Genomic DNA, 4,584 nt, shown 5'->3' with positions numbered 1-4,584 from the left:
TCTACCGTCTAAAAGTCTGGGTTAATGCGAAAGAGTCCCGCGCTTATGGAAAATCGGTCATGGTTTGGCAATAGTCCCGCGACAGGTTGCAGATCTGGTGAGCAACTGCCAAGCGGGGATTCCTGTGCGTTGAAATCCTTCAGCGACGGTGTGACGCTTTTTTTAGCGGTAGGGCGCGAGCCCTCCGGTGTTTCGGGAACGATGAGGGACCAGAGGGCTTGCGCCCAATACCGCTAACAACACGAAAAACGCTGGGGATAAATGCTTCACAGCATTGCCTGGCCGGGTGGGTCAAGGAGCGTCAGCGACGATGACCCACCCAAAAAGCTTAGCGACCGTCGCGGAGTCGATAGCCGAGGAAATTGTCGAGTTCCGTTTCGGCTTCGATCTTGGCGATCGTGTCTTCGATGTCGTATTCGACCCGGTGGAAGAAGACTTGCTGCTGGTCGTAGATGACGTAGCAGCTGCGCGGGTCCAGATCCCGTGGCTGGCCGACGCTGCCGACATTGATCATCAGCCGGGCCGACGGATCACTGACGTCGTAGCCTTCGGGCACCTCGCCCGGCCGAATGAAATTCAGGTCGGTGGTAAAAATCCCGGGGACGTGGGTGTGGCCTTGGAAGCACAAATGAGGGACCAGCGAAAACAGCTTTTCCATTTTCTTGCTGTTCTGGATGTCTTCGGGCATCACGTATTCGTTGGTCGGCCCGCGTGGTGACCCGTGCACGAACAGGACGTTTTCTTCGCGGATCGTTCGTGGCAGACCGCACAAGAAATCCAGCCGACGTCGTGACGCGGAGGGCTGTTGATCGTCTCCTGCGGCAGCCCCGGCATGGTTTTCCAGTTTGCTGCGCGTCCAAAAGATGGCCTGTTCGGCCGCGGCATTAAAACCTTCGGGATCGAACAGGGCGCTGCTGTCGTGGTTGCCGAGCACACAGAACCCGAACTCCATCACGACATCGAGGCACTCGCAGGGCTGGGGGCCGTAACCGACGACGTCGCCCAAGCACACGATGCGATCGACCTGTTGGGTTTGAACGTGCGCCAACACGGCCTGGAGCGCAGTCAGGTTGCCGTGAATATCGCTTAGGATCGCGGTTCGGGTCACTTAACGTCCGTGTTTGATGCGGTCGCCGAGTTGATCAGACAAGTCGGCTTCGGCGTAGATCTTGTTGGCTGTCGTCTCAATGTCGTATTCGACTCTGCGGTAGGTCACTGTGGGGCCACCGGCGGCGTCTTTGTCCAAGATGACATAGCACGCCCGATTGTCTTCATCCCGCGGTTGGCCGACGCTGCCGACGTTGATCATCGCTTTTTCGCTGGTCAGCTGATAATGGTAGTCGCATTCATCGGGCTGGATGAATTCGCAGTTCGTCGTGAAGATCCCCGGCAGATGGGTGTGTCCCATGAAGCAGTATTGCTTGACTTTGCCGAACAGGATTTCCATTTTTCGCTGATCGAAGATGTACTCCGGAAAAACGTACTCGTTGGTCGGGTCCCGTGGCGAACCGTGGACGAACTTGAATTGATCGTCGTCGTGGTAGCGTGGTAATTCGCCGAGGAAGTCCCAGCGTCCGTTGACCTGGGCGGCGCTACCGGGGCCGTTATCCAATTGGTCACGCGTCCAGTAGATCGCCTGCAGCGCCATCGGGTTGAAGCCGTCGGGATCGAACAAGGCCGCCTGATCGTGGTTTCCCAGGATCGTGACCTTGCAGTTCTTCATCACCTGGTCCAGGCATTCGCAGGGATTGGGCCCATAGCCAATGATGTCCCCCAAGCAGTAAATTTCATCTACCGATTGGGAACGGATATCGGCCAGAACCGCGAGCAGCGCTTCAAGGTTGCCGTGAATGTCGCTGATCAGGGCTCGCTTCACTGTGTTGGTCCTGGCGGGGAAATAAGGGCTGACGTTTTAAAATGGCGTTCTACTAAACGAATCCATCGGGTCAGCGAATTGTAAAGGTAATCAAATTTTCGCGACAATCCCACGGCAGAGACGCGAATCGGAGCATCGGACGCCGCATTATTTCTAGTTTCGTTACGACCATTGATGATTCAGCTCGCCCTCGAAACCACCGGAACCAACGGATCGCTTGCGGTATTGGACGGCAAATCCGTGCTGTGGGATTGCCGATTCGGTGTCCTGCGACGGACCGCCGCAGACATCGCCTGCCAATTGGACACCTCGCTTCGCTGGTGCGAGGACCGCGGCTTGAGCCTGGACGCGATCTCGGTGGCGGTGGGCCCGGGATCGTTCACCGGCCTGCGAATCGCAATCACCACGGCCAAAACGCTCGCCTACGCGCTCGCTCTGCCCGTGATCCCGGTCGGATCGTTGGCGGCCATCGCTGCGGTGAACCTGCCGGACCGCCAACTGGGGGAAAGCGGCGCCGCAAACGTCCTGGTCGGACTCAACGCCTACCGTCGCCAAGTCTTCGCGGCCGAATTCTCCCGCGAGGAACTGTGCCGCGACAATTTGATCCACCACTGTCATGATCGCGCCGAGGTGGTTTCCAGGCAAGACTGGGACCTGCGGGTGGCCGACAAACTCGACCGTTCCGATTGGGCGATCGCGGGGGATCGCTCCATTGTTTCCGATCAGGTCGCCGAAACGTTGCACCCGGTCGAACCTTGCGACGCGGTTGGCGTCGGGTGGGTCGCGGCCGGTCTGGTCGCCGGATCGACTAGCCAGCCACCGGCCTGCTACGCCGATCCGTTTTCTTTGGCCGCCCGCTATCTCAAGCTGAGTGCGGCTGAGGAGAAGGCAGCTTCACGCTGATCGATTCTTGGCTGCGACGCACGCCGTCGGTGCCGTAGTAGATCGTCGTTTTTTTGCGATGATCGTAAACGGCGGTCAATTTCACACTCCGCGGACCGTGCACGCAAAAATAAAGCCCACACGATTCTCCGCCCCGCAGCACCTGGCGACGGGTCATCGGGAACTGCCCCGGTTCCAATTGACCAATCCGGCACAAGTAAGCTTCGACGTGTCGGCAGAATCTGTCGAATGAGACGGTTTGCGAAGAGAACCCGATCATATAGGCAAAATCACTTGGAAGTGGACGGATGTGGGGCGACAAATGGCCCGGCCGCGAGCCAACGCTCGGTGTCGACTCGACCGCTTAGCAGCGTTGGTATCGGCGGCGGCGGTACGGAAAATTAGTTTCCAAGAAAAGCTATAGGTGGGCGCGTCGAGCGTCTTGTTCGGTCACCCGCTGGAAAATGTCCCGCAAAATCCGTTGTTCCAGTGAAGTGTCGCGGCCCAGCGAAATCCAACCCAATGTCTGAGGGGAATCACCCGCCCCGCCGACCTGCCGCACGATCGTGCCATCGTGACGCCGCGTCGCCGTCGTTTCGGTTGCGTATTGCGTCCGATCGGTGTCTTCGAGATCTTTCTGCACGATCACTTCGACGCTGTAGCCCGCACCGCGCGGCCGGACGATGACGGTCGCCTTGCGACGGATCGATTGCAGCGTGCTCTGCAACGCTTCGAACCCTGCCGTGCTGTCCTTCCGCCACGGTTCCAACACCGACGCCCCGACGCGATACGATGTCTCCACTCGCCCGTCCAACAAAAAGTTGTTGGAGTTTTGAACGGGTTGCTCTCGCGAGATTCGAAAGTAATCGTCCACCGTGTCGACCACCTGGGACCAAACAAATTGGTCGTCCAGCGGCGGCAACTCCAACGGGTTGGGAATGAATTGCTCCGGCGCGCGGCGATCCAATCGATAAGCCAACTGTCCGCATCCCTGGGACACCAGCAACACGCTCAACACCAACAGGACGGACGCTGTGTTCGGTAGTCGTGGGGTAAGCATCCTGCTTGCCATGGATGGAGTGGAGCGTAGCCAAAACCGCGAGCGGTTCGTCGATGGTTATCGAAAATCCGAATTGGATGCCGGCCGTGTCGCCGTGCTGGTCGGCCGCAACGGTTTCGCGCCGGGCACGTCGTCGGGATAGATCGACCAGACGGGAACCTTCTTGCGCATCTCTTGCATCATCTTGGTTTGGGACGCCGCGACCTTTTCCTTTTTGATCTGCTCGCGAATGTCTTCCTGCACCTCAGCCAGCGGTGTCACGCCCGCTTCCTTCCGCTCCTGCACGCGAATGATGTGCAGCCCCTGCTCGTCTTCGATGATTTCACTCATCCTGTTGAGCGGAATCGAAAACACCTGTTCTTCGATCGGCTTGGATGCCAACGAACCCTTGCTCGTCCAGTCATGTTGCCCGCCATCAGCGGCAAAGGGTTCTTCGCTCTTTTTTCGAGCGGTCTCTTTCCAGCCTTCATTGAAGTGGACTTCACGACCAATTTCGATGATCAATTTCCGCACTTCCTCGCGTGAGGAATGGTTGGCGAACAGCACCGAGAGTTGTTCCCAACGTGCTTTGGCGGGGTGTCGATAGGTATCGATGTCTTGTTGGTAGGACGCATTGATTTCGGCGATCGTCACGGTGGGATCTTTTTCGATCTTGCTGCGCATGTACATGTGACCGAGCATCATGTCGGTGAATTCACGCTGACGTGCCCGCAAGGACGTTCCGGTTTCACGCAGCTTGGCATCGAGTTCCGTCAGGTCTTCGGTC

At 58.1% G+C, this 4,584-nt stretch carries 5 protein-coding genes; 1 reads left to right on the top strand and 4 read right to left on the bottom strand.

The features are described 5' to 3' along the window. Nucleotides 1–328 precede the first annotated feature (328 nt). Both ABX749_RS23060 and ABX749_RS23055 read right to left on the bottom strand, forming a co-directional pair. Entirely contained in the window at nt 329–1,108 is a 780-nt protein-coding gene (locus tag ABX749_RS23060; protein WP_095741852.1) for a metallophosphoesterase, read from the bottom strand. Then, nucleotides 1,109–1,876 (bottom strand): metallophosphoesterase, encoded by a 768-nt coding sequence (locus tag ABX749_RS23055; protein ID WP_372898059.1) that lies wholly within the window; start codon nt 1,874–1,876, stop codon nt 1,109–1,111. Nucleotides 1,877–2,050: 174 nt separating this feature from the next. Here ABX749_RS23055 and tsaB point away from each other — a divergent pair, with 174 nt between their 5' ends. Then, complete coding sequence (gene tsaB / locus ABX749_RS23050) at nt 2,051–2,779, top strand: tRNA (adenosine(37)-N6)-threonylcarbamoyltransferase complex dimerization subunit type 1 TsaB (RefSeq protein ID WP_372898058.1); 729 nt, start codon at nt 2,051–2,053, stop codon at nt 2,777–2,779. Nucleotides 2,780–3,176: 397 nt separating this feature from the next. Here tsaB and ABX749_RS23045 read toward each other — a convergent pair whose 3' ends face one another. Together ABX749_RS23045 and ABX749_RS23040 are read right to left on the bottom strand one after the other, a co-directional pair. Beyond that, on the bottom strand, nt 3,177–3,818 hold the full coding sequence (locus tag ABX749_RS23045; RefSeq protein WP_372898057.1) for a hypothetical protein: 642 nt from the start codon (nt 3,816–3,818) through the stop codon (nt 3,177–3,179). A gap of 57 nt (nt 3,819–3,875) precedes the next feature. Next, a partial coding sequence (locus tag ABX749_RS23040) for a peptidylprolyl isomerase (protein ID WP_372898056.1) occupies nt 3,876–4,584 on the bottom strand: 709 nt, incomplete at its 5' end.

Source organism: Stieleria sp. (assembly GCF_041595215.1).
Lineage (GTDB): Bacteria > Planctomycetota > Planctomycetia > Pirellulales > Pirellulaceae > Stieleria > Stieleria magnilauensis.
Note: the sequence above shows the minus strand (reverse complement) of the source record. Positions and strands in the feature narration are given on the sequence as shown.